General features: G+C 72.2%; 15 protein-coding genes. 9 read left to right on the top strand and 6 right to left on the bottom strand.

Annotation, left to right across the window (positions count from 1 at the left end; translation table 11 throughout):
* Nucleotides 1-72: 72 nt before the first annotated feature.
* Entirely contained in the window at nucleotides 73-570 is a 498-nt protein-coding gene (locus ACWCQ6_RS13175) for a rhomboid-like protein (RefSeq protein WP_451088490.1), read from the bottom strand.
* Between the two features lie 134 nt (nucleotides 571-704).
* Between ACWCQ6_RS13175 and ACWCQ6_RS13180 the strand changes: the two genes are divergently transcribed.
* From ACWCQ6_RS13180 to ACWCQ6_RS13220, 9 genes are all read left to right on the top strand, one after another.
* On the top strand, nucleotides 705-1,310 hold the full coding sequence (locus ACWCQ6_RS13180; RefSeq protein WP_451088492.1) for an RNA polymerase sigma factor: 606 nt from the start codon (nucleotides 705-707) through the stop codon (nucleotides 1,308-1,310).
* Nucleotides 1,307-2,245: a zf-HC2 domain-containing protein gene (locus tag ACWCQ6_RS13185; protein ID WP_451088494.1), complete on the top strand. Its 939-nt coding sequence runs from the start codon at nucleotides 1,307-1,309 to the stop codon at nucleotides 2,243-2,245. Before ACWCQ6_RS13180 ends, ACWCQ6_RS13185 begins: the two co-directional genes overlap by 4 nt.
* 10 nt (nucleotides 2,246-2,255) lie before the next feature.
* A complete protein-coding gene (locus ACWCQ6_RS13190) occupies nucleotides 2,256-3,068 on the top strand; it encodes an ABC transporter ATP-binding protein (protein ID WP_451088496.1) in 813 nt (270 codons plus the stop codon).
* Nucleotides 3,065-4,429 carry a hypothetical protein gene (locus tag ACWCQ6_RS13195; protein ID WP_451088498.1) on the top strand — a complete coding sequence of 455 codons (1,365 nt, stop codon included), beginning with the start codon at nucleotides 3,065-3,067 and terminating at the stop codon, nucleotides 4,427-4,429. The genes ACWCQ6_RS13190 and ACWCQ6_RS13195 overlap by 4 nt, the downstream gene beginning before the upstream one ends.
* Nucleotides 4,426-5,049 carry a hypothetical protein gene (locus ACWCQ6_RS13200; RefSeq protein ID WP_451088500.1) on the top strand — a complete coding sequence of 208 codons (624 nt, stop codon included), beginning with the start codon at nucleotides 4,426-4,428 and terminating at the stop codon, nucleotides 5,047-5,049. Before ACWCQ6_RS13195 ends, ACWCQ6_RS13200 begins: the two co-directional genes overlap by 4 nt.
* 300 nt (nucleotides 5,050-5,349) lie before the next feature.
* On the top strand, nucleotides 5,350-6,042 hold the full coding sequence (locus ACWCQ6_RS13205) for a spermidine synthase (RefSeq protein ID WP_451088502.1): 693 nt from the start codon (nucleotides 5,350-5,352) through the stop codon (nucleotides 6,040-6,042).
* 225 nt (nucleotides 6,043-6,267) lie between these two features.
* Nucleotides 6,268-7,005 carry a response regulator transcription factor gene (locus ACWCQ6_RS13210; protein WP_451088504.1) on the top strand — a complete coding sequence of 246 codons (738 nt, stop codon included), beginning with the start codon at nucleotides 6,268-6,270 and terminating at the stop codon, nucleotides 7,003-7,005.
* Nucleotides 7,002-8,078 (top strand): HAMP domain-containing sensor histidine kinase, encoded by a 1,077-nt coding sequence (locus tag ACWCQ6_RS13215; protein ID WP_451088506.1) that lies wholly within the window; start codon nucleotides 7,002-7,004, stop codon nucleotides 8,076-8,078. Before ACWCQ6_RS13210 ends, ACWCQ6_RS13215 begins: the two co-directional genes overlap by 4 nt.
* Before the next feature lie 258 nt (nucleotides 8,079-8,336).
* The gene (locus ACWCQ6_RS13220) at nucleotides 8,337-12,131 is read left to right on the top strand and encodes a multifunctional oxoglutarate decarboxylase/oxoglutarate dehydrogenase thiamine pyrophosphate-binding subunit/dihydrolipoyllysine-residue succinyltransferase subunit (protein WP_451088508.1); all 3,795 of its coding nucleotides are present in this window, start codon (nucleotides 8,337-8,339) and stop codon (nucleotides 12,129-12,131) included.
* 88 nt (nucleotides 12,132-12,219) lie between these two features.
* On the opposite strand, the gene fxsT is transcribed toward ACWCQ6_RS13220, so the two are convergent.
* From fxsT to ACWCQ6_RS13245, 5 genes are all read right to left on the bottom strand, one after another.
* Nucleotides 12,220-15,213 carry an FxSxx-COOH system tetratricopeptide repeat protein gene (fxsT, locus tag ACWCQ6_RS13225; protein WP_451088510.1) on the bottom strand — a complete coding sequence of 998 codons (2,994 nt, stop codon included), beginning with the start codon at nucleotides 15,211-15,213 and terminating at the stop codon, nucleotides 12,220-12,222.
* A 91-nt stretch (nucleotides 15,214-15,304) separates the two neighbouring features.
* Complete coding sequence (locus tag ACWCQ6_RS13230) at nucleotides 15,305-16,708, bottom strand: aKG-HExxH-type peptide beta-hydroxylase (protein WP_451088512.1); 1,404 nt, start codon at nucleotides 16,706-16,708, stop codon at nucleotides 15,305-15,307.
* Nucleotides 16,705-17,898, bottom strand: a complete 1,194-nt coding sequence (locus tag ACWCQ6_RS13235) for an FxsB family cyclophane-forming radical SAM/SPASM peptide maturase (protein ID WP_451088514.1) — start codon at nucleotides 17,896-17,898, stop codon at nucleotides 16,705-16,707. The genes ACWCQ6_RS13230 and ACWCQ6_RS13235 overlap by 4 nt, the downstream gene beginning before the upstream one ends.
* A gap of 193 nt (nucleotides 17,899-18,091) precedes the next feature.
* The gene (gene fxsA / locus ACWCQ6_RS13240) at nucleotides 18,092-18,289 is read right to left on the bottom strand and encodes an FxSxx-COOH cyclophane-containing RiPP peptide (RefSeq protein ID WP_451088516.1); all 198 of its coding nucleotides are present in this window, start codon (nucleotides 18,287-18,289) and stop codon (nucleotides 18,092-18,094) included.
* Nucleotides 18,290-18,347: 58 nt separating this feature from the next.
* Entirely contained in the window at nucleotides 18,348-21,806 is a 3,459-nt protein-coding gene (locus ACWCQ6_RS13245) for an SAV_2336 N-terminal domain-related protein (RefSeq protein ID WP_451088518.1), read from the bottom strand.
* Between the last annotated feature and the right edge of the window lie 4 nt (nucleotides 21,807-21,810).

A 21,810-nucleotide genomic window follows, 5' to 3' on the forward strand; every position in this document is an offset into this window, starting at 1 on the left:
AGTTGAGCTATGCAGACTCAATGCTTCTGAGCCGGTCATTGTTCCCCAGGGAGTGTTCGCTGTGAGCGATCGTCAGGTCGCTTGTCCGACGACCACGAAGAGCGCGACCGGGATCTCCGTCGCGAGCGTGGCCACGACATGACCGAGCACGAACACCGCGGCGGTCCACCACCCCCCGATGCGGCGTTCCAGCGCGGTCAGTACGAGGGCGAAGGCGAGGACGTACGGGGAGGTGAGCCCGCCGACGACCCACAGGGCGCCGGCGACCAGGCCGAGCAGCGGGGTCTCGCCGAGGTGTGCGACGTCCGTGCTCGACTCGCGCAGCACGGCGGCGACGGTGCCGGGATCGGCGTATTCCATGAACAGGGAGGTGGCGACCAGCACCAGCAGGTACCCGAAGGTGAAGGGGGTTGCGGTGGGCGTCGGCAGCAGCCGCAGCCATCGGCGGGCCCTGCGGACCGGAGGCGGTGGGGTCGCGGGGTCACCCGCGCGGTTCTGGCACGGGACGGCGTCGAGCAGCGAAGCCGCCAGGGGTTCTTCGTGGACCACCCTGTCCGTACGCTGATGCACCGCGCGAGGCCCCTTTCCCCGACAAGCCCCCGAAGCAACGTTCTGCCTTCTGTGATCCTCCCTCGGACCGTCTGTGGCGTGAGCCGCACACGCCGCCCGTGAACCGGCTCGGGTCCGTGGCCCGATAGAGGGGTGTGAAGCTGTTGCGCCCCTCGGGGGAGGACCCGGACGACGACCAGGCCCTGCTGCGTGCCGTCGCGCAGGGGGACACGGAGGCCCTGGCGGCGCTCTACGACCGTCATTCCGGCTGGCTGCTGGCCCGGCTGGGCAGACGGTGCGCGGATGCCGAGACCGTACGGGAGGTGCTTCAGGACACCTTTGTCACGGTCTGGCGCTCCGCCGGTTCGCACCGGGGTGCCCGGGTCGGCGGCTGGCTGTGGGTGATCGCCTCGCGCCGGCTGGTGGACGCGCAGCGGGCCCATGCCCGCACCGATCTCGCCGCCCGGGCCGAGCGGACCGGGAGCAACGAGTGGGCCGCCACCGCCCCGTCCGCCGAGGAACGGGTACTCGCCGGGCTGGAGTACGGGGATGCGGGCGCCGCGCTCGACCGGATCTCGCCCGAGCTGCGGGAGGTCCTGCGCGCCACGGTCGTCGACGGACTGACGACCCGCGAGACGGCCCGGCTCCTCGGCATCCCCGAAGGCACGGTCAAGACCCGGGCGATGCGGGCCAGACGCGAACTGCGCGCCGCACTTGAGCTGTCGGCCCCGGAGCCCGGACCGCTGGGAGGAACGGCATGACCACGGCGGAAGGCGACGGCATGCCCCGGTGGCATCTGAGCGAGGAGCTGGCCGGGCGGTACGCCGCCGGTTCGGTGCCGGAGACGGACGCGTGGTCCGTGGAGAAGCACGTGGAGGTGTGCGGGGGATGCGCGGCGCGGCTCTCGGCTGCGGTACGGGCGCGGCCGGAGGCGAAGGCGGCGCTGGACGCGGTACGCGCGCAGGTGCTGAGCGCGGTGGCGGCGCAGGGGGCGCCCGCGAGGAGACCCGCCCGCAGCGCCCGGCGCCGCTTCCCGGGGACCGCGACCCGCTCCCCCGGGGCCGCGACCCGCACCGGGCGGTTGCTGTGGGCGGCCGGGCCCGCGCTGCGCGCTCCGTGGCTGCTGGCGCTGGTGCTGGTGGCCGTCGGGGCCCTCGCGCTGGCGTACGGGGCCGGGGCCGGCGACGCCGTCCGCCCGCTGCTCCTCGTCGTCGCGCCGGTGCTGCCGCTGGCCGGGGTCGCCCTCTCCTACGGCCGGCACGCGGACCCGATGCACGAGATCACCGCCGCCACCCCGTCCGGCGGGCTGCAGCTGCTGCTGACCAGGACCGCCGCGGTGCTCGCCGTGAGCATCCCGGCGCTCACCCTCGCCGGGGCGGCGCTGCCCCCGTCCGCCGGGTGGCCCGGCGCGGCGGCCTGGCTGCTGCCCGGACTCGCGATGACGCTGGCGGCGCTAGCCCTCGGTTCGTACGTCGGCTGCCGCACCGGGGCCACGTCCATCGCCGTGACCTGGGCGGCCGCGGTCGTCCTGCCCGCCTTCGCCACGTCGCGCCCGGTGACCGCCGGGGCGGCGGCCGAGGCCGCGCGGTACTTCGCCGGGCCTTCCGCACAGGCCGGCTGGGCGGCGGGCGCACTGGTGTGCGCCGCGCTGCTCGCCGTACGCCGTAGATCCTTCGACCACCTGGAGAAGTTGTGAGCGTGAACGCATGAGTGGCACCGGAGCCGTGAACACGGTCGAGGTCGGGGCGCTGACCGTCCGGCATCGCAGGACGACCGCGCTGGACGCCATCGACCTGGACTTCGCGCCCGGCGTGCACGGGCTGCTCGGACCGAACGGCGCGGGCAAGACCTCACTGATCCGGGTGCTCGCCACCGTCGCGGCGCCCTCAGGCGGCCGGGTGGAACTGCTGGGCAGGGAGGTCGGCGCCGGGGCGGACCACCGCGGCCGGGCGGCGGTCCGGCGCAGGCTCGGCTATCTGCCGCAGGAGTTCGGCTACTACCCGGGCTTCACGGTCCGCGAGTTCGTCTGCTACGTGGCCTGGCTCAAGGAGATGGACGCGGCGGCGGTCCCGGCGGCCGTGGAACGCGCGGTGGACCGGGTGGGTCTGGCGGACCGGATCGACGCCCGGGTGAAGACCCTGTCGGGAGGCATGGTGCGGCGCGTCGGCATCGCCCAGGCGATCGTCAACGATCCGGACCTGCTGCTGCTCGACGAGCCGACCGCCGGCCTGGACCCGGAGCAACGGGTCGAGTTCCGGGCGCTGATACGGGAGCTGGGCCGCACCACCACCGTGATCGTCTCGACCCACCTGGTCGAGGACGTCGCCGCGGCCTGCGCCGATGTCACGCTGCTCGATGCGGGCCGGATCGCGTACCGCGGCACGACGCGGGAGCTGACGGACCTCGGCGGCGCGGACGGCACGGCGGGCGGCGGAACGGACCTTCCGGACGGCAACCCGATCGAGCGCGGTTACACCTCCGCGCTGCGGGCGCACCGGGCGGCGGTGGCGAACCGATGACGACCTTCGCCACGTCCGGGGAAACCTCGCCCGGGAAGACCTCTTCCAGAAATGCCTCGTCCGGGAATGCCTCGTCCGGGAAGTCCCCGGCCCGCACCGCCCTGCGGACCGAGCTCCGGCGCGGGATCGCCCCCTGGACGGGCCTCGCCGTCGCCCTCACCCTCCTCGTTCCGATGTGGAGCAAGGCGGCCCAGTGGCAGGGGAGCTGGGGTGAGACGCAGACCCTGCTGCACACGGTGGCGGCGCTGTTCGGCGGCCCGCTCGTCGCCGCGGCCGCCTGCTGGCAGGGCGGCCGGGAGCACCGCCGGCGCACCGCCGAACTGCTGCTCTCGGTCCCGCGGAGCCGCCTGGCGCAGGTGACGACGGCCGCGACGCCGATCGCGCTGTGGGCGGCGGCCGGATATCTGCTCGCGCTGGCCATGGTGTTCGCGGCGACGGCTCCGTACACCGGGGCGGGCGGTCCGTCCCTCTCGGTCGCCGTCACGGATCTCGGTCTCCTGCTGTCCATCGGCTTCGTCGGCTTCGTGGTCGGGCGGCTGGTGCGGTGGCGGTTGACCGCCCCGGTGCTGGCGGCCTTTCTCTACGTGCTCCTGGGGGCCCCGAGCTATGTGGAATCGGATGCCCGGTTCCTGAGCCCCGCCGAGCAGTACGCGCTGCAAGGGCAGGTCCCGGTGTGGTGGTTCGCACCGGTCCTGCTGGCCTGGACGGGCGGCATCGCCGCTACCGTGCTGCTCGCGTACGCGGCCCGGCGGCGTCTGCCGGCCTTCGTGCCGTTCGCGCTGGCGGTCGCGGCCGGGGCGGTGATCGCGCCGACGGGCGCCGACCTGTTCCGGGACGACCCGGCCGCGACACGCCGGGTCTGCTCGGCACCGGCACCCGGCACACCGCGGCTCTGCGTGAAGGCGCCCGATGCCCCGGTGCTGCCCAGCATGTCGGATGCCCTGGCCGGAATGTTCTCGCGCCTGGAGGGGGTCCCGGGCGCACCGGTCACATACGTGGACTCCGCATTCGACCCGAAGGACGGCGAAGCCGCCCTGGCCCATGTCATGCGCGGCTGGGGCGTCACGCGGAACAAGCTGACCGATCCTCGGGCGTACGCCGGGGAAACCGCCCTGGGCCTGGTGAACCGCGACTGTCCGGACGGCTCGGGGAGGAGCGACGGCAAGGGGGTGAAGCGGGTGGCTCTCACGGACGACGCGGTACGCACCTGGCTGGCCGGCACGGACTCCACATGGGACCCGGAAGCCCGCCACCTCGTCACCCGTCTCAAGGTCATGCCGGACGCCGACCGCAGGGCCTGGCTCGGCCGCTACCTGGCCACCCGGAAGAGCTGCACGCCCGCGGAGGTACCGGCCCTGTGAGCGCTCAGCCGGCCCACGCGGCTCCCCCTCTCCTCTACATCCGCTCCCGCGCCCTCCCCCTCACCGCCGCCACGCTGCTCTGCATCACGCTCGTCGCCGCCTGGGCCGCCCACTGGCTCCAGAGCCGGCCGTACTTCGACCACACCGCCCGCGTCCCGGTCGTCGTACTGGCCCCGCTGCTCGCCTCCGCCGCGATCGGCACCAGCCTGCACTCGCACAGCGACGAGCTGGACCGGACCGCCGTGGGCCGCTGGTGGCCTCGCCGGCTGCTGCATCTGCTGGCGCTGACCGCGTCGGTGGCCGGGGCGCTCGCGGCGGCGGTCCCGGGGCACCCGGAGGCGTTCGGCGTACCGGCCATGGTGCGCAACGTGCTCGGTGCGACGGGGGTGGCCGCTGCCTCCGTCGCGCTGCTCGGTGCCCGGCTGAGCTGGTTGCCGATGACGGTCTACGGCGGCGCCGTCTATCTGGCGGCGCCCCGCGTCCCGGGCGGCGCGGCGGCGGTGTGGGCCTGGCCGATGCAGCCGGGCCCACAGGGGGCCGCGTGGGCGGTGGCCGTGACGGCGTACGCGGCGGGGGCGGCGCTCCTCACGGTGCGCGGCGCGCGCCCGGAGCGCGGGTAGGGCGTGTTTCGAAAGTGGCGGTCGTCCGCCCGGAGGGCGGGGGCGTCCGGTGCGTGCGATCGCAAGGCGGAGGGAGGAGAGCGCAGTGAGCTGCGCCGACGACCGACAACGCGGCGAGCGACGGGGTCTCCCCTGCCCGAGTGAAGCCGAGAGCTTGGGGAAGCACCAGGCGCCCCCGGCCAGGCGGGACAAACCCGCCCTGGCCCGACTGCGGACGGATCGCGCAATCGGCTGGCCCCGCCCACGCCGACGGGACAGGATGGCGGGGACCGTGTCCGCCATCCGCCGGAGACCCGCACCATGCCCGACATCCACCATTCCGATGCCCCCGCCCCCGTCACGCTCGACCGCCGCGAAGGCCCGTACGGCGAGGTCGTCCTGCGGGAGCGGGGTGACGACTTCGAGATCATCGCCAATGGGTGCTTCCTGATGGACACCTCGGACGGGCGCTCCGAGCGGCTGCTGATCGACGCGGCGCTGGCCGCCCTGCCCGCCGGCCGCCCCGCCCCGTCGGTGCTCATCGGGGGGCTCGGCGTCGGTTTCTCGCTCGCACGGGCCGCCGCCGAGCCGCGGTGGGGGCGGATCGTCGTGGCCGAGCGGGAGCAGGCGATCGTGGACTGGCATCTGGAGGGGCCGCTGGCCGCGATCTCCGGTGCGGCGCTCGCCGATCCTCGGACCGGGATCCTGACGACGGATCTGGTCGAGTACCTGAGCACAACTACGGACCGTTACGACGCCCTGTGTCTGGACATCGACAACGGGCCGGACTGGACCGTCACCGAGGGCAACACGAGCCTCTACTCCCCCGCCGGTCTGGCGGACTGCCGGGAGCGGTTGACGCCGGGCGGCGTTCTCGCAGTGTGGTCTGCACAGCCGTCCGCAGACTTCGAACAGGCCCTGCGGAATGCCGGATTCGATGGGGTAAGAACCGAAGAGATCACTGTTGCCCGAGGTGTGCCCGACGTGGTGCATCTCGCACTTCGGACGGACTGAGATTCCCCCGCCGGGTATCACCGGCCCCCGGAAGCCCGGGGGCCAAGTGCCACAAGCCCGACACTCCGCCACTTCCTCCCGCCCGAGGCGTTACACCCTGCGTAGCCGAGAGCGGTCCGCTGCCTCTACGCTGCTGACCGGTAACGGGATCACCCACGAAATCCACAAGCGAAGACCGTGCGTCCGGGGGAATGGCCCCCGTGAGAACGGGGCAGGGGCGGGGCGATGGAACAGACAAACACCACCCAGACCGGCGCCGCGGCCACTCCTGGCGCGCAGCGCCGGGTGCTGGTGGTCGAGGACGACGCCACGATCGTCGATGCCATTTCCGCCCGGCTGCGGGCCGAGGGCTTTCTGGTGCAGACCGCACTCGACGGTCCGGCGGCGGTGGACGCGGCCGAGGCGTGGCAGCCGGATCTGATGGTGCTCGACATCATGCTTCCCGGCTTCGACGGCCTGGAGGTCTGCCGCCGCGTGCAGGCCCAGCGGCCGGTGCCGGTACTGATGCTGACCGCCCGGGACGACGAGACGGACATGCTGGTCGGCCTCGGCGTCGGCGCCGACGACTACATGACCAAGCCGTTCTCGATGCGCGAGCTGGCGGCCCGGGTCCATGTCCTGCTGCGCCGGGTCGAGCGCGCGGCGCTGGCCGCGGTGACGCCGCGCAGCGGGATCCTGCGCCTGGGCGAGCTGGAGATCGATCACGCGCAGCGCCGGGTCAGGGTGCGCGCCGACGACGTCCACCTCACCCCGACCGAGTTCGACCTGCTGGTCTGTCTGGCCAATACGCCGCGTGCGGTGCTCTCCCGGGAGCAGCTGCTGGCCGAGGTCTGGGACTGGGCGGACGCCTCCGGCACCCGTACCGTCGACAGCCACATCAAGGCGCTGCGCCGGAAGATCGGCGCGGAGCGGATCCGTACCGTGCACGGCGTGGGTTACGCCCTGGAGACCCCGGCTCCATGACCCGGCCCGGCTCCGGACTGCGTCCCTTCTCGGTCAAGGCCAAGATGAGCACGCTCGTCGTGGTCTCGGTGTTCATCACGACCGGGCTGCTGATGGTGGCCGTGCGCACCAGGACCGAGCTGCGGTTCATCACGGTGTTCTCGGTGATAGCGACCCTGCTGATCACCCAGTTCGTGGCGCACGGTCTGACCGCGCCGCTGGACGAGATGACCAAGGTGGCCCGCTCGATCTCGCACGGTGACTACACCAGGCGGGTGAGCGGCGCCGACCGCCGGGACGAGCTCGGCGACCTGGCCCAGACGATCAACCGCATGGCGGACGATCTGGAGGCCGTGGACCGGCATCGCAAGGAGCTGGTCGCCAACGTCTCGCACGAGCTGCGAACACCCATCGCGGCGCTGAGAGCCGTGCTGGAGAACGTCGTGGACGGGGTGTCCTCGGCCGATCCCGAGACGATGCGCACCGCGCTGAAGCAGACCGAGCGGCTCGGCAGGCTGGTCGAGACGCTGCTCGACCTGTCCCGCCTGGACAACGGAGTGGTCACGCTCAAGGCCCGCCGGTTCGAGGTGTGGCCGTATCTGTCGGGCGTGCTGAAGGAGGCGAACCTCGCCGTCTCGCACCGCCGGCTGCCGTCCGGCTCCGGGAACCACACGCGCAAGGACGTCCATCTGCATCTCGACGTGTCGCCGCCGGAACTGACCGCGTACGCGGACGCGGAACGCCTGCACCAGGTGGTGGCCAATCTGATCGACAACGCCGTCAAGCACAGCCCGCCGCACGGCCGGGTCACCGTACTGGCGCGGCGCGGGCCCGGACCGGAGTCCCTGACACTGGAGGTGCTGGACGAGGGGCCGGGCATTCCGGAGTCCGAGCGGCACCGGGTCTTCGAGCGTTTCAACCGCGGCGAGGTGCCTTCCCCGCACGGTCCGGGCAGCGACGGCGGTACGGGCCTCGGCCTGGCGATCGCCCGCTGGGCGGTGGATCTGCACGGCGGACGCATCGGTGTGGCCGAATCCGTTCGCGGATGCCGCATTCAGGTCACTCTTCCGGGGGTACCGCAGCCGCGAGGTTGACATAGGGTTCGAATCGGAAGGTCGCGTTCTACGTGTTCCGTTCAGGGGGGTACGACCCAGGGGGCCGTAGCCACGGTCCCGCATACCCAAAGTGAAGCGGAACCGTGCATGTTTCCCGCCAATTCCTGCACCGAAACCCGCCTTCCAGTGTGACTTGCGCGACGAAGAGCGGCCCGGCCTGCGTGGAACGGCTGGGGAGGCGTAGCCTTGATTTCCGCTGTCCATCACCTTGTGAAGCGGAAGAGGGCGGTTGCCGCCGTGTCGTCTCAGTCCCCCAGTAACTCGAGCATCTCGACCGAACAAGCCGGCCCGGGTACGAACCCGGCCGCGGCTTTCGGACCCAATGAGTGGCTCGTCGACGAGATCTACCAGCAGTACCTCCAGGATCCCAATTCGGTCGATCGCGCCTGGTGGGACTTCTTCGCCGACTACAAGCCGGGTACCTCCGGCACGGCGGACAAGCCCGTTCCCGGCGCCCCGGCAACAGGAGCTGCGGTGACCCCGACCCCGGCCGCCCCCGCACAGGCCGCCCCGGCGCAGGCCCCGGCCGCACCCGCCCCGGCTCCGGCCCCCGCACAGGCCGCTCCGGCGAAGGCAGCCCCGGCCGCCCCGGCTCCGGCCACGAAGGCTGCCGCGCCTGCGCCGGCCAAGGCCGCGGCAGCGCCGGCGACCGAGGCCCCGGAGGGCCCCGAGTACGTGACGCTGCGTGGCCCTTCGGCCGCCGTCGCGAAGAACATGAACGCCTCGCTGGAGCTGCCGACGGCCACGTCCGTCCGCGCCGTCCCGGTGAAGCTGCTCTTCGACAACCGCATCGTCATCAACAACCACCTCAAGCGCGCCCGGGGCGGGAAGATCTCCTTCACGCACCTCATCGGGTACGCGATGGTGCAGGCCCTCAAGGCCATGCCGGCGATGAACCACTCCTTCGCGCTGAAGGACGGCAAGCCGACCCTGGTCAAGCCGGAGCACGTCAACCTCGGCCTCGCCATCGACCTGGTGAAGCCGAACGGCGACCGCCAGCTGGTCGTCGCGGCCATCAAGAAGGCCGAGACGCTCAACTTCTTCGAGTTCTGGCAGGCCTACGAGGACATCGTCCGCCGCGCCCGCAACGGCAAGCTCGGCATGGACGACTTCACCGGGGTCACCGCCTCGCTGACCAACCCCGGCGGCATCGGCACCGTCCACTCGGTGCCCCGCCTGATGCCCGGACAGGGCCTCATCATGGGCGTCGGCGCGATGGACTACCCGGCCGAGTTCCAGGGCACCTCGCAGGACACCCTGAACAAGCTGGGCATCTCCAAGGTCATGACGCTGACCTCGACGTACGACCACCGGGTCATCCAGGGCGCCGCCTCCGGCGAGTTCCTGCGGATCGTCGCCCAACTCCTGCTCGGCGAGAACGAGTTCTACGACGAGATCTTCAAGTCGCTGCGCATCCCGTACGAGCCGGTCCGCTGGCTCACGGACATCGACGCCTCGCACGACAACGACGTGACCAAGGCCGCGCGGGTCTTCGAGCTGATCCACTCCTACCGGGTCCGCGGCCACGTCATGGCCGACACCGACCCGCTGGAGTACCGCCAGCGCAAGCACCCCGACCTGGACATCACCGAGCACGGCCTCACCCTGTGGGACCTGGAGCGGGACTTCGCGGTCGGCGGTTTCGCCGGCAAGTCGATGATGAAGCTCCGTGACATCCTCGGTGTGCTGCGCGAGTCGTACTGCCGCACCACCGGCATCGAGTTCATGCACATCCAGGACCCGAAGCAGCGCAAGTGGCTCCAGGACCGGGTGGAGCGCCCGCGCGCCCAGCAGCCCGAGCGCGAGGAGCAGCTGCGCATCCTGCGCCGGCTGAACGCCGCCGAGGCGTTCGAGACGTTCCTGCAGACCAAGTACGTCGGCCAGAAGCGGTTCTCGCTGGAGGGCGGCGAGTCCGTCATCCCGCTGCTCGACGCGGTCATCGACTCCGCCGCCGAGGCCCGCCTCGACGAGGTCGTCATCGGCATGGCCCACCGCGGCCGGCTGAACGTGCTGGCCAACATCGTCGGCAAGTCGTACGCGCAGATCTTCCGCGAGTTCGAGGGCAACCTCGACCCCCGGTCGATGCACGGCTCCGGTGACGTCAAGTACCACCTGGGCGCCGAGGGCACCTTCACCGGTCTGGACGGCGAGCAGATCAAGGTCTCGCTGGCCGCCAACCCCTCGCACCTGGAGGCGGTCGACCCGGTCCTGGAGGGCATCGCCCGCGCCAAGCAGGACATCATCAACAAGGGCGGCACGGACTTCACGGTCCTGCCCGTCGCGCTCCACGGCGACGCGGCCTTCGCGGGCCAGGGCGTCGTCGCCGAGACGCTCAACATGTCGCAGCTGCGCGGCTACCGCACCGGCGGCACCGTGCACGTGGTGATCAACAACCAGGTCGGCTTCACCGCCGCCCCGGAGTCCTCGCGCTCCTCGATGTACGCCACCGACGTGGCGCGCATGATCGAGGCGCCGATCATCCACGTCAACGGCGACGACCCCGAGGCCGTCGTCCGTGTCGCGCGGCTCGCCTTCGAGTTCCGCCAGGCGTTCAACAAGGACGTCGTGATCGACCTCATCTGCTACCGCCGCCGCGGTCACAACGAGGGCGACAACCCGGAGTTCACCAACCCGCAGATGTACACCCTGATCGACAAGAAGCGCTCGGTGCGCAAGCTGTACACCGAGTCCCTCATCGGTCGCGGCGACATCACCCTGGAAGAGGCGGAGCAGGCGCTCCAGGACTTCCAGGGCCAGCTGGAGAAGGTCTTCGCGGAGGTCCGCGAGGCCACCTCGCTGCCGGCCCCGGCGCACACCCCCGAGGTCCAGCCCGAGTTCCCGGTCGCCGTGACCACCGCGATCTCCCCGGAGGTCGTCAAGGTCATCGCGGAGTCCCAGGTCAACGTCCCCGACCGGATCACCGTCCACCCGCGCCTGATGCCGCAGATGCAGCGCCGCGCGGCCTCGGTGGAGAACGGCACGATCGACTGGGGCATGGGCGAGACCCTGGCCATCGGCTCGCTGCTGATGGAGGGCACCCCGGTCCGCCTCGCCGGCCAGGACAGCCGCCGCGGCACCTTCGGCCAGCGCCACGCGGTCCTCGTCGACCAGGTGACCGGCGAGGACTACACCCCGCTGCTCTACCTCTCCGACGAACAGGCCCGTTACAACGTCTACGACTCGCTGCTCAGCGAGTACGCGGCGATGGGCTTCGAGTACGGCTACTCGCTGGCCCGTCCGGAGTCGCTGGTCGTCTGGGAGGCCCAGTTCGGCGACTTCGTCAACGGCGCGCAGACCGTCGTCGACGAGTTCATCTCCTCGGCCGAGCAGAAGTGGGGCCAGACCTCCGGCGTCACGCTGCTGCTGCCGCACGGCTACGAGGGCCAGGGCCCGGACCACTCGTCCGCCCGCCCGGAGCGCTTCCTCACACTGTGCGCGCAGAACAACATGACGGTCGCCATGCCGACCCTGCCGTCGAACTACTTCCACCTCCTGCGGTGGCAGGTGCACAACCCGCACCACAAGCCGCTGATCGTCTTCACCCCGAAGTCGATGCTCCGCCTCAAGGCGGCCGCGTCGAAGGTGGAGGAGTTCACCACCGGCGGCTTCCGCCCGGTGATCGGCGACGACTCGGTGAACCCGGCCGACGTCCGCAAGGTCGTCTTCTGCGCCGGAAAGGTCTTCTACGACCTGGAGGCCGAGCGCACCAAGCGCGGCGTCACGGACACCGCGATCATCCGTCTGGAGCGCCTGTACCCGCTGCCGGGTGCCGAGCTCCAGGCCGAGATCGCCAAGTACCCGAACGCCGAGAAGTACCTCTGGGCCCAGGAGGAGCCGGCCAACCAGGGTGCATGGCCGTTCATCGCCCTGAACCTGATCGACCACCTGGACCTGGCCGTCGGCGCCGACATCCCGCACGGTGAGCGCCTGCGCCGCATCTCGCGCCCGCACAGCTCGTCCCCGGCAGTCGGCTCGGCCAAGCGCCACCAGGCCGAGCAGGCCCAGCTGGTCGCCGAGGTCTTCGAGGCCTGACCGGTCGTAGTACGCAACACCGAAGGGCCCGGCCCCGCGAGACGATCGCGGAGCCGGGCCCTTCGGCGTACGGGCGGGGCGGGCCGCCTCAGACGATGGGGGGTTCGAAGTCCCAGTACGGACGGTTGCGGGAACGGGCCGAGACCGTGTGGACGTGCTGGGCCCCGAGCGTCGAGACCAGATCTCCCAGTGCCTCGTTCTCGATCTTCTCGGCCCGTTGCCGCTCCCGGATGCCGCGCAGGTCGGCGGCGTGCGCGATCCGGGCGGAGAGGGTCAGCGGGTGGGTCCGGCCCAGGGTCTCGGTGGCCCGGCCGATGACCGACTCCGTCAGCTCGGCCGCCGACTCCGGGTCCCCCACCAGATTGCGCAACGCCGAGGCGTTGATCGCGCAGCCCAGGGTCCAGGGGTGGTGCTCGCCGACGGCCCGCGTCAGCGCGGCAAGAGATTCTTCCAGGAGCGCGTGGGCCTGGTCCCGCTCCCCCACGTTGCGCAGGATCAGGGCATGGTTGGCCCGGGTTCCGGCTACGAAGGGGTGCCCTTCGCCGAGCATCGCCTCATAGCCCGTGACGACCTGTTCGCTTATGTCCCTGGCCCGGTCGATGTCGCCGTGCTCACGGGCGAAGAAACTCTGGCTGACCGCGAACATCATCGTCAGCGGATCGCTCTCGCCCAGGACCCGCTCCGCCCGTTCGAGGACCCGGGTGAAGAGGGCCGCGGACCTGTCCCGCTCGCCCGTCCGGTACTGGCACAGCGCAAGGTTGTGCTCGGCGCGCAGGGTCTGCGGGTTGTCGGGCCCCATGACCAGCCGGTGCACCCGGACGCTCTGGTTCTGGAGCGACAGGGCGTCGCCGTACCGGCCGAGCAGGCGCAGGTCGGTGGCGTAGTTGATCTCGGAGAACAGGGTCCAGGTGTGGCGTGAGCGCAGCAGTTGCCGCCGGGCGTCCAGCGTGCTCCGGTTGAGCTCCAGGGACTCCTCGTACCTGCCCAGCAGCCGGAGCGAGACCGCCAGGTTGTTCTGTGCGTTGAGGGTGCGCGAGTCCAGGTCGCCCAGCAGTTCGCGGTACGCGGCGAGGATCCAGCTGGAGATCTGGAACGCCTCGTCGTACCGGCCGAGGCCCCGGAGGTCGGCGGCGAGGCCGCCGGCGGCGCGGAGATGTTCCAGGTCCTGGGCGCCGCGCTCGGCGCGCAGGCGATCGACGGCAGCCCGTTCGATGGCTTCCGTGCCCGCGTAGTCGCCAACGGCCCGCAGAACGTTGGCGTAGTTGTAGCTGAGGTCCCAGATCCTGGGGTGGTCGTCGCCGAGGAGTTCGCGCCAGGCCGTCATGGCGCGTTCGCCGAGTTTGATCCCGGCACGGTACTCCCCGGAGAGGTACATGTAGCGCAGGCAGTTGAGCACGAGGGTCTGCACCGCCGGCTCGGTGCTCCTGAGTACGTCGGCCCATTTCAGGTGCGGAGTGATCTCGGCGTAGGCGGGCCACAGCCGGGTGTCGGTGGGACGACCGGGGTCCGCGGCAGCGAGGGCCCTGCGGACCACGTCGATGAACTCGCGGCGGTCGCGTTCCGGCATGTCCTTGCCGACGATCTGATGAACCATGCGGTGCATGTAGAGCGACTCGCCGGACGACGACTCCTCACCGACCGTTTCGTGGGACTCCAGCCGGACCACGGAGTATTGGCGGAGCTGGCCGATCGCCTTGTTCCACAGCAGCGGGTCGTTCATCAGACCGGACAGCTGCTCGGGCAGTTCACCGGGGGGCATCTCCCGCAGCAGCCGAACGGGGACGGAGCCGGGTGCGAAGAAGCTGCACAGCCGCAGCAGGTCGACGGATTCCGGAACGGTCTCCTTGAGCTTGTTCAGCAGTATCGACCAGGCGGTCTGGAAGGCGAGCGGGAAGTCGGCCGAGACCTTGACGACGTCCTGATCGATGCCGCCTTCGAGGAGTTCGATGTACTCCTCGACGGACATGTCGGAGTCGTTGAGCCAGCCGGCCGTCTGGTCCAGGAGGAGCGGGAGGTCTTCGAGGGCCTCGGCCAGCTGGTCGGCGTCGTTCGGGGTCAGGCGGGATGCGCGTCGGCGGATGAAGGCGACCGACTCGTCGCGTGTATAGACCGGGACCTCGACGAGGTTGCTGTTGTGCTCGCTCCACTCCGGGTTGCGGGAGGTGATCAGGACATGTCCGGGGCCGGTCGGCACCAGGTCCCAGATGTGTTCGGGCTCGTCGGCGCCGTCCAGGACGAGGAGCCAGCGGGAGTGCGGTTCACCGCGGCGCAGCGCGTCGCGGACCGCGCGCAGCCGTTCGCCGTACTCGGCGCCCGTGGACAGGCCCAGTTCGGGGGCGAGTTCGGCGAGCTTCTGGCGGTAGAGGGCACGGCGGTCTGCGGGCACCCACCACACGACGTCGTACTCGGAGCCGAACCGGTAGACGTACTCCGCGGCCAGCTGGGTCTTGCCCACACCGGACATACCGTGCAGGGTCACGACCCCGGCACCGGTTCCCGCGTCCTGGAGTGCTTCGTACGCCTTGCTGAGCAGCTCCTCGCGGCCGGTGAACCGGGTGTTGCGGCGCGGCACCCCGCCCCACACCTCGGGGGTGTCGGCCGGATACCGGGGCCCCTGTCTGGCCCCGGCGGGCTCCGGCAGCGGGTCGGTGGGGAGGCCCAGGCGGACCAGCAACCGTCGTTCGGCCTCCTCGGCGCCGACGTTGGTCAGGTCCGCCGCGCCGAACACGGAGGTGGCGCCCGGCAGTGCCGAGGTGGTGATGGAGACCGCGGCGAAGCGGTCGGCGTCGGGGGCGACGGCCTCGCGCAGCGCCCTGTTCCACTCGTTGTGGCTGCGCGGGCCGAGCTGGAAGTACCAGTCGCTGAGGATCACCAGGACGCGGCCCCGGGAGAGCGTCAGGTCACGCAGCGACTCCTCCAGCGGAACCTCTACCGGGGGATCCCAGCGCTGCGTGGCGACCGATACTCCGCGCCGCTCCAGCCGGTCACCGATCCAGGTCGCCCAGGCCCGGTTGAAGCCGGCGAAACTGATGGTGACGGCCTGCACCCCGGTTGCTCCAACTTGCTTACGCGTTGCGGGCATTCAACCGTCTCCCTGGGTCGATCCGAGCCTTGTCAACATACACCTGAGCACGGTCGCCCCGACGGACGATCCGTGGACGATCGCGGGTCCGTCACCGGCTTCGCGAGCCGTTCCTCTGCTGCCATATCACCTTGGCCGTGGCCACGTACGCCTCCGCGCGGGCGAGATGCCCCGAGGGGGGCGGACAATCGTCCAGACGGTGGTAGAGCGTGATCATCTCGTTGACCAGCACGCGGCCCCCTCGGGTCAGGGCCGCCGATCCTGCCAGTACGGGCAGTACGGCGCCGACCTGTTCGCGGCAGCGGGCATGCTCGACCCAGGCGAGGTCGCGGTGGGTGGCCCGCCGCGCTGCGAGCGCCAGCCGCTGCCAGAAGTCGGCGAGCGCGAGGTGCGAGTAGGCGCCCTGGAGGAGGCCGTCGAAGGGGCGGGGGTCGGAGCGCCAGGGTGCGAAATGACGGGGTTCCGGGTCCTCGTGGTGCAGCAGTACGAGGGCGGCGAGCGCGGCCAGTTTGGTGTGTTGGAGTTCGTGGACGAGGGTGGCGGCGAAGTGGGCGGAGGTGGCCGGTTTGCTGCTGAGGACGGCACCGAACGCCTCGCGCCTGGTCCCGCTGCACTGGGCCGCGCCCTCGCCGGTGGGGCCGGAGCCGGGCGGGTGACCGAGGGGTATGAGGCAGCGCAGCAGCAAGGCCGCCTCGGCGAGGCGGTGTTCGCCGCCGATGCGGAGCAGTGGCTCCACTCCGGTCCAGGAGTCGGCCCAGGCCTTGCGTTCCTGGTCGTCGACGCGGACGGCCGAGCTCAGTCCGTGGCGCGGGAGTCCGCCGCCCTCGGTGCGGTACGGGTCGACGTCGTCCAGCCGCACGGCCCCGGTGCCGGGCGGTACGGCGGGCAGGGTGAGCAGCGGCAGCCAGCGCGGGTCGGCCGAGTCTGCTGCGCCGTCGCCTCGCGCGTGGACGGTGAGCGGGGGCAGGCAGTTGAACTCACGCACGGTCATTTCTTCGCCCGCGAAGGCGAGTTCGACGGATGGCGAGGATGTGCACAGCGCACCGAGGGTGGGCAGCGGCACGAACCCGTCAGATGTGCTGAGGCGGGTCAGAAACGGGACTCCGGCTCGGATCGCCGCCGCGGCGGCGAGCGCGTTCAGATGACGGAGATCCGCACGAAGTCCGGGGCCGGGACCGGGGCGGGTGCCGGTACCGGAGAGCCCGCGCAGGCAGCGCTGCGCCCAGGGGCCCACGAGCGGGTGGAACAGGACGGTGCGCACAGCGGCCCGGTCGGCGCGCTCGGCCGTCTCCAGCAGCGCCCAGTCCTGGCGCAGGCGGTCGAGCGCCCGGGGCGGGCAGATGGCCGTGGGGGCCGCCTCGGCAGCGTCGAGCAGCGCCCGCAGCAGGAGGAGCCGGCGGGTGTCCTGATCGCGCACGAGGACGCGGAGGGTCTCCACGTCGCCCTCGGTGCGGCCCAGTTGGCGCAGCATGTGGTCCGGGAGTGGGGGGATCATCGGCGTTCTCCTGCGGTTGCGTCGGACAGCCGGGCGGCGATGTGGCGTACCAGCCGTTCGAGGTCCGCGCAGTAGACGGACGGGTTGGCGAAGCCGTTTTCCGCGCGGTAGCGGTGTGCGTAGTGGCCGCCCCCGCAGACGGTCAGCAGCGGGCAGGCCCGGCAGGCCGCGGCGAGTGCGTCGGCGCCTGCCCGGCGGGCGGCGACGCCGGGGTGGCGCAGGGCGTCGTCGAAGGTGTGGTGGAAGACGTCGAGGCCGGTGGCGGCGGCCGTGTCGTAGGCGGACTTGAGGGAGTCGACCTGCTCGATCGTCCCGTCCGTCTCGATCACGATCGCGTCGACCGGGTCGAGGCCGAGGGACTCGGTGGCGCCGGGCAGACCCAGCAGCAGGGCGATGCATTCCTCGAAGAGCCGGATCCGGGTCTCCCGCCGTCCGGTGCGCCACCAGCGGTCGAAGACGGTGGTGAGCCAGTCGCCGTACGGGGTCGGACGGCCGGGCCCGGTGAGTGGCAGGCCCGGTGGAGGGGTCGTCCAGTTGCCGTGCGGGAGCAGCAGGTCCAGGGCCGGGGGACGCAGTTCGAGCAGCGACTCGTACATCTCGACGGGGTCGGTGTCCGGGTCGACGACGGTGAGGATGCCCGCGTAGGCATCGGGGTGCCGGTCGGCGAGGAGCCGGGTGCCGCGCGAGGCGGCGCGCCAGGAGGGGCGTCCGGCGTGATCGGTGCGCCGGAGGTTGTGGGCGGGGCGGCCGCCGTCGAGGCTGACGCCGATGCGTATGCCGTGCCGGGCGAGGGTGGCGACGCGGGCCTCGGTGAGGAGGGTGGCGTTGGTCTGGACGGTGGTGTGGACGGTGCAGCCGTCGGGCGTCAGGGCGCGTACCCGGACGGCGAAGGCGGCGAGCCGGTCGGCGCCCGCCAGGAGGGGTTCGCCGCCGTGCAGGACGAGCGCGACGTCCCGCAGTCCGTGGGCCGCCGCGTGTTCGGCGATGCGGTGCGCAGTGCGGTCGAGGACGGCGGGTGCGGCGGCGGCCGGCCGGTCGCGCCAGGTCCGGTCGGGTCCCTCGTAGAGGTAGCAGTAGCGGCAGGCGAGATTGCAGCGGCCGTGTACCTTGACGATGAACTGCCCGAAGGGGAACGGAAGTCGGCCGCCCTCGGCACCCGGGTGCGGTTTCGGCGTCGCCTGTCGAGACACTCCCGCACCCCCGCGCCGTTCACATCCTCCGGCACGGCCCCCGTCGCCGTCCCGAGGCGAGTATCCCTGGCCTGTCATCCGGGCAAACGTGTACCTCACGACGATGTCCTGTTCAGCCGGGCCCCGGACCGAAATCGTGTGCACCCAAAGGCCGTTGACTCCCGGGGTGGGGCACCGGGAGTCAACGGCCTCTTCAGAAGGCGTTGGTGAACCCCCACAGCATCTCCCGCGGCTGCTCGGCGCGCCCGCGCAGGTCAGCGACCACCTCGGCGAGGACCGGGTGGTCCAGCGTGCGCAGAGACTCCAGGTCGAGCCCCAGCAGATCCGGCAGCGCGTCGGGTCCATCGGACGGTCCGCCCGGCGTTACGCCCTGGTGTTTCGTCTCGTTCACCGTTTCTCCCCGTGACCTCGTGGCCCCTGCCGTCCACCGATGCTCCGCTTCGAGCGGCTCAGCGTTCCAGTTCCGCCAGCCGTTCGGCGGTCACCTCGCCCGCCGCGCCGCCGCCGTCCGGCAGTTTGCGCCATTCCCGGTGGGCCGCCCGGTACGCCTCGCGAGCGGCCCTGGGGCGTCCCGCCCTCTCGTACGTCATACCCCGCCAGTGGTTGGCTGTAGCACTCAACTCGACTGCTTGTGCGGACTGTTGAGGGCCGTCCAGCTCCGCCTCCGCCACACCGGCCGCCTCGGCCGCACCCCGGAACGCCTCGGCCGCCTCGTCGAGCCTGGCCGGACGTTGCAGCACCCGGGAGGCGTCGAGGTGGGAGCGGCCCAGCTCCAGCCAGCAGCGCGCCCCGGTCAGCGGGTCGGTCGCCTCCTGGGCGGCGAGGCCGAAGAGGTGCTCGGCCTCCCTGAGGTCGACCCGGTCCTCGGTGGCCCGGTGGCGCAGCATCAGCGCCCGGCCCAGCATCAGCAGCCGCTCGGCCTGGCGCGTGCTCCCCGATGCCGTCTCCGTACGGCAGTCGCGCAGCACCCGGATCGCCGCCCCGATGTGCGGGCGCCCGTCGGGCAGTTGGGCCCGGCGCAGCAGGGTGCGGCCCCATTCGGCGAGCAGGTCGGCGTGGGATCGCGAGTCGCGCGGTACACCGCGTGCGGCGCGGGCGAACCAGTCGGCGGCGTTGACGAGTTCGTCCGGCTCGCCGGTGTGCTCGTACCGCGCGACTCCGACCCGGCCCGCCCTGATCTGGAGCGAGGCGCGCAGCCGCTGGTCGCGTACGGTTGCCAGGGCCTGCTGGATCAGGGTCGCGGCCTCGTCGGGTTCCTGGCCGGAGCCGAGCAGGGCGTCCACCAGGTCCAGCAGGATGCGCACCTCGGTGCCCATGGTGTGCCGGCCGCCGCCCTGTTCGAACGCGGTGCGCAGGGAGCGTGCCGCCTGGCCCGCGTACACCCGGGACTGTTCGGTGTCGGCGGTGGCGCCGGCCAGCTTCAGCAGGGTCCGGCCGTGCGCCAGGGGCAGGGTGGTGGGGCGGTTCTCCTGGTCGGGCCAGACGTCGGCGAAGGCCTCCAGCATGCCGCACGCGGCCTGGAGCAGCGCGGTGTCGCCGTCGAGCCGCCACTGCGCCTCCAGGGCCCGGACCCGTTCCAGTGTCAGCCGCAGGGCCTCGGTGGGTTCCAGGCCGGCGGCCGAGCAGGCGGCCGTGTACTCGCGGTCGGCGCGGCGCAGCAGCTCCAGCGCCCCGCGCCGGTCGCCGCGCCGCCGCCGGTCGTCGGCCGCGGCGTGCAACACCTTGGCCAGTACGGCCCGTTCGCGTACCGCGGTGGGGTGTGCGGCGGCCTGCTCGGCGGCGTACTCGGCCTCGCGGAGCAGTTCGGCGTCGCCCTGGACCTCCCACAGCCGCAGCACGCAGCGGGAGTACTCCGCCCACAGGCCGGGGTCGGTGCCCGGCTGCTCCTCGCGTTCGGTGGCGCCGCGCAGCAGCTGCACGGCGTCGATGAGGTACTGCACCATGCTGTCCGACTCGAACTGCCGCAGGAGGGCGCGGGCGCTCTCCACCGCGGCGTTCCGGGTCTGGGCGGTGCCTCGGTGGCCGCCCCGTCCGGTCTTCGTCACGAACTGCTCGGGCAGGGGCATGAAACGCTCCAGTACGCGGACCGCGACCTCGGCGAAGGGGTGAGGGACGCGCGACCTGCCGCTTGCGTCGCCCTCCCCGTTCTCGGCACCCTCTTCGATCTCGTCGTCGGGTGCGCCGTTCGCCATGGGATTCGTGCCGGCGGACAGCATCGCGGATCTGCCTTCGCCGAGCTGGGCGAAGGCCAGGGCCGGGAAGTTCGGTCCGCCCTTGCCGAACCGCTGCTCGATGTACTGCGAACAGTGCTTGAGCACCAGCAGCGCCTCGTCGCGGCTCAGCGGGCCGAGCAGTGCCTCCCGTACGCCGGGCACGAATTCGTACCACTGACCGTCGTACTGGCCGCCGTCCTCGCCCCTGCTCCGGGACAGCAGCCCGCTCAGCAGCACCTCGGCGAGCTCGGAGGGGCCCGAGTGGGGCAGCATCGTGCGCTGCACCAGTTGCATCACCGGCAGGTGCAGCGGGGCCGCCGCGAGGTAGACCGCGAGCTGCCCGGCGGCCGGTGAGGCGGCCGCCCGGAAGCGGCTGACCAGCTGGAGCGAGGAGAGTCCGCCACCCGGACGCTGTGCGGCGGCGGCCGGCTGATCGGCCCGCACCCAGCCGACCGCGCCGGAGATCTGTCCCGAGCCGGTGCCGGAGAGCAGCTTCGCCCAGGCCGCCAACGCCCCGTCGACCGGAGGGAGTACGGGCACGGCGAGGGCCCCCGGATGCACGGCGGGGCCCGTGCCCGGCTGCTCCACGACCTTCAGCACGGCGGCCCCGCCGGGCCCGTCGCCCCGGGACAGCGAGCCGTAGGTGACCGGGAGTCTGGTCCGGTTCCACATCCGCTGCGGCAGCGGCTGGAGCACGGCGGCCGGGGCCTGTGCGGCCAGGTGGTGCAGCAGCCGGTGGGCTCGTCCGCTGTGCCAGAGCGGACCGGCGCAGTCGCTGACCAGGACGGTGACGCGGCGGCCGGTCGGATCGCTCAGCCGGTCCGCGGAGTGCAGTGGTGCCGCGCCCGGGTCGGGGCTGCGGCTCACCGCGGCGGCGCCGTCCGGCCCCTGGTGCAGATAGCGCATCCGGACATCCCGGAAGGCTCCCAACTGGGCGAAGATCTGCTGGAGTTCACCGAACATCCGGTCCCACACCCGCATCGAGGACGAGGCGTCCATGACGCACTGCAGGACCGCCTCGCGCCGGGACACGCCCCGGAACACCGGCATGATCAACCCACCTGCGCGGGCGCTGAGTTCGGCGGTCGCAGCCTCGTCGAGGGTGGTACGCAGGGGTGGGGCGGCGGGGTGATAGCGCTGCAAGGGTCTCAGGGCTCGCTGAAGTTCGAGGGGGGCGGGGAGTGCCGGGGCGGCGGGCACACCGAAGGTGAGGGCGGTCGTCCGCCCCGGCCGGGCGGCACCCCGGCCGGTCCCCGGGCGGGCTGCGGTGCGCGGTACGGGGTGGAGGGTGATCCGGTCGGCGTCCCCGGGGTCGACGCGCGGCGGGGGTTCGTCGCGCGGCGCCTCGGGTTCGGGTCTCACGGCGGCGGGCCCGGGGCCGGCGGGCGGCCCGTCCGCCCACCCGGGGGGAAGGCGCATGGGCGGGGCGCTCCCCCGCGCCTGTTCGTCCTGTGGTTGTGCGTCCGGGTGGCGGGCCCAGCGGGCCAGCCAGAGCGCGTCGCGGAGCTGCTCGACGTCCGGGTCGAGCCCGGCCTCGCGCAGCCGTGCCACGAACGCGGGGAAGAGCCCCGCGTCGTCGGTGCCACGCGCACCGCGGTCGCCCCCCGCACGGTCGGCACCACGCGCATCGGGACCTGCCCCCGCACGGTCGGCACCACGCGCATCGGGGGAGCGCTCCGGCCCGGCGCCCGCCATCAGC

This window comes from Streptomyces sp. NPDC001880 (assembly GCF_053594575.1).